The organism is Sulfitobacter sp. HI0129, from assembly GCF_001635395.1.
Classification (GTDB): Bacteria; Pseudomonadota; Alphaproteobacteria; order Rhodobacterales; family Rhodobacteraceae; genus Sulfitobacter.
Genome location: NZ_LWGH01000495.1, coordinates 1 through 2762, shown reverse-complemented (window position 1 = coordinate 2762; position 2762 = coordinate 1). Strand labels below are relative to the sequence as shown.

Annotated in this window: 4 protein-coding genes; 1 reads left to right on the top strand and 3 read right to left on the bottom strand. The window is 61.3% G+C overall.

All coding sequences use genetic code 11. From position 1 onward, the window contains the following. The 3 genes from A3764_RS26010 to A3764_RS13570 all read right to left on the bottom strand — a co-directional run. The coding region (locus A3764_RS26010) for a hypothetical protein (RefSeq protein WP_236628196.1) at positions 1 to 180 on the bottom strand (180 nt) is incomplete at its 3' end. A 138-nt stretch (positions 181 to 318) separates the two neighbouring features. After that, positions 319 to 1725, bottom strand: a complete 1407-nt coding sequence (gene glnA, locus A3764_RS13575) for a type I glutamate--ammonia ligase (RefSeq protein ID WP_067922881.1) — start codon at positions 1723 to 1725, stop codon at positions 319 to 321. Between the two features lie 31 nt (positions 1726 to 1756). Continuing rightward, positions 1757 to 2095: a P-II family nitrogen regulator gene (locus A3764_RS13570; protein WP_067922884.1), complete on the bottom strand. Its 339-nt coding sequence runs from the start codon at positions 2093 to 2095 to the stop codon at positions 1757 to 1759. A gap of 151 nt (positions 2096 to 2246) precedes the next feature. On the opposite strand from A3764_RS13570, the gene A3764_RS13565 reads away from it, so the two are divergent. Continuing rightward, positions 2247 to 2762, top strand: a 516-nt coding sequence (locus A3764_RS13565; protein WP_150120724.1) for an NAD(P)H-hydrate epimerase, incomplete at its 3' end; no start/stop codon positions are given.

Sequence of the window (2762 nt, the reverse complement as noted above, 5' to 3'; positions counted from 1 at the left end):
CCAGACCATGCGGATCAATCCGGTCGCGCCGGGCCGTGTTTCGGTGCCGCGACGCCGCTCGGGTAGGGAAGGCGGGCGCCGGGGCGGGATCGTCGGCGAGCCTCCGCCGGAAGCGAACAGCGCGCGCCGGGCCTCTATCCGGGCGATGCGGGCCTCGAACGGGGTGGGGGTCTGGTTCATGTCGGAAAGTCCTGATCTTCGGGTATTCTCATTTTTGTGAAGTCGAATCTGGGCGATCCCATGTCCGCTTCGGGGATCAGACATGAAAAAAAGAGCGCCCCGGGGGGCGCTCTCCTCATTGCGGTCACATTGGTACAATCAGACGCTGTAGTACATGCCGAATTCTACCGGATGGGGTGTGTGCTCGTACTTGTGCACTTCTTCCATCTTCAGGTTGATGTAGCCTTCGACCTGGTCGCGGGTGAAGACATCACCGGCCAGCAGGAAGTCCATGTCCTTGCGCAACTCGTCCATCGCCTCGCGGAGCGAGCCGCAGACGGTCGGGATGTCGGCCAGTTCCTCGGCGGGCAGATCATAGAGGTTCTTGTCCATCGCCTCGCCCGGATCGATCTTGTTCTTGATACCGTCAAGACCGGCCATCAGCAGTGCGGCGAAGCACAGGTAGGGGTTTGCCGCCGGATCGGGGAAGCGGGCCTCCACGCGCTTTGCCTTGGGGCTTTCCGTCCACGGAATACGCACGCAGCCCGAGCGGTTGCGCGCGGAATAGGCACGCAGAACCGGTGCTTCGAAGCCCGGGATCAGGCGCTTGTAGCTGTTGGTGGTCGGGTTGGTGAAGGCGTTCAGAGCCTTGGCATGGGTCAGGATACCCCCGATGAACCAAAGCGCTTCCTGGCTCAGATCGGCGTATTTGTCGCCCGCGAAGAGCGGCTTGCCATCTTTCCAGATCGACATGTTCACATGCATGCCGGAACCGTTGTCGCCGGAAATCGGCTTGGGCATGAAGGTCGCCGATTTGCCGTAGGCGTGGGCCACGTTGTGGATCACGTACTTGTACTTCTGCATCTCGTCGGCTTGCTCGGTCAGCGTGCCGAAGATGAGACCGAGTTCATGCTGGCAGGAGGCAACCTCGTGGTGGTGCTTGTCCACCTTCATGCCGAGCCGCTTCATGGTCGACAGCATCTCGGCGCGCAGGTCCTGTGCCTCATCGGTGGGGTTGACGGGGAAATAGCCGCCCTTGAGACCCGGACGGTGGCCCATGTTGCCCATTTCGTAATCGGCATCGGTGTTCCAAGAACCGTCGGACGCGTCAACTTCGTAGGATACCTTGTTGATCGTGTTGGAGAACTTGACGTTGTCGAACAGGAAGAACTCGGCTTCGGGGCCGAAATAGGCGGTGTCGCCGATGCCGGAGGATTTCAGATAGGCTTCGGCCTTTTCGGCGGTGCCGCGCGGGTCGCGCTCATAGCTTTCGCCGGTGTCGGGTTCCACGATGGAGCAATGCACGCAGATCGTCTTTTCCGCATAGAACGGATCGATATAGGCGCTGTCGACGTCGGGCATCAGCTTCATGTCGGAGGCTTCGATGCTCTTCCAGCCCGCGATCGACGAGCCGTCGAACATGAAGCCTTCTTCGAGGAAATCTTCGTCCACCAGGTCGCTGACCACGGTCACGTGCTGCAGCTTGCCGCGCGTGTCTGTGAAGCGGATGTCGACGTAGTCGATCTCCTCGTCCTTGATCTGCTTGAGGAAGTCCTTGTTGCTCATGGTAGAGTCCTTTTCGTGAAAGCGTATGCGATTAAAGCGCGTCGGAACCGGTTTCGCCGGTACGGATGCGGATTGTCTGTTCGACGGGGGAGACGAAGATCTTGCCGTCGCCGATCTTTTCGGTGCGTGCGGCATCCACGATGGCCTCGATGGCGCCGTCGACCTGATCGTCATCCAGTACGACCTCGATCTTCACCTTGGGCAGAAAATCGACGACATATTCCGCGCCGCGGTAAAGTTCGGTGTGGCCCTTCTGACGGCCGAAGCCCTTGACCTCGATCACCGAAAGCCCCTGAACGCCGACCTCCTGCAAGGCCTCTTTGACCTCGTCCAGTTTGAAGGGTTTGATAATGGCTTCGATCTTCTTCATGATGTCATCCTGCTGTTGCGCGCGTGCTTTCCGCGTCATTTCATTTTGTCGGCGAGCCGTCCACCGGATCGGGCGGAAATGCGGCAGACCGGGTGGAAAGCGGCCGGGCATTGCCTATTTTTTGTAACCTGCGCCTAAATTTGAGGCAGAAATGAAACTTTCCCCCGGAACTCCCTGCCTCACCGCCGCCGGAATGCAAGCCCTTGAGCAGACGGCGATCACCGGCGGGAGCGTCTCGGGCTGGCAACTTATGACCCGCGCGGGCGAGGGGGCGGCCAAGGCGCTTTTGCGCCGGTACGAACCGGGCAGTCGGGCCGTGGTGCTTTGCGGGCCGGGCAACAACGGCGGGGACGGCTATGTCATCGCCAGACTGCTGAGCGAGGCGGGCTGGTCGGTCTCCACCTTCGCCGAAGACCCCGAGGGGCAATTGCCGGAAGATGCGGCGAGAGCACGCGATGCATGGGCACAACGCGGCCTCGTGGGGGGCCTGCGGGCCGATGCGCTGGAAGACCTGCCAGAAGCGGATGTCTATATCGATGCGCTCTTCGGCCTCGGCCTGTCGCGCCCTTTGGAGGGAGTGGCGGAACAGGTAGTGGCGGAGCTGCGCCGCCGTCCCGGTAAGGTCGTCGCGGTGGATATCCCTTCCGGCCTCGGTGCGGACACGGGC